Raw genomic sequence first — 304 nt, 5'->3', positions numbered from 1 at the left:
CAAACGATCTTGATGTTCGCTATTCACCAAACGAAGCAGAACTCATATTTACCAATACCTCTAACGATGGTATTTCAGTAAAAAATATAGTAAAAACAACCATCGGAGTTCTCAATTCAAGAACATTATTATTCTCAGGAACTTCAATGCCCGATTGGGAGTAACTTTTAGGAGCCAAAATTTTTATAACCAATTTTACTCAGGAAATTCGGCAGCGCTTAAAAAACCTGCCGAATTTTTTTTGCGAGTCAAATATTCAATTTTAAATAGTATAACCCCGAGAATTAAAAAAAGGGATTATCTT

The 304-nt window shown here is 33.2% G+C and carries 1 protein-coding gene (cut by a window edge); it reads left to right on the top strand.

The window, feature by feature from the left end:
- A protein-coding gene (locus tag B3C18_RS16820) for a carboxypeptidase regulatory-like domain-containing protein (RefSeq protein WP_422653616.1) crosses the window boundary here: on the top strand, positions 1 to 81 show its end. 1,356 nt of this gene lie to the left of the window's left edge; the window shows 81 of its 1,437 coding nt (coding positions 1,357-1,437); the start codon falls outside the window, past its left edge; the stop codon is at positions 79 to 81.
- Positions 82 to 304 lie beyond the last annotated feature (223 nt).

It is taken from the genome of Flavobacterium sp. UBA7680 (genome assembly GCF_002482975.1).
GTDB lineage: Bacteria > Bacteroidota > Bacteroidia > Flavobacteriales > Flavobacteriaceae > Flavobacterium.
The sequence above is the reverse complement of the archived record's forward strand: the minus strand, read 5'-3'. Positions and strand labels throughout refer to the sequence as shown.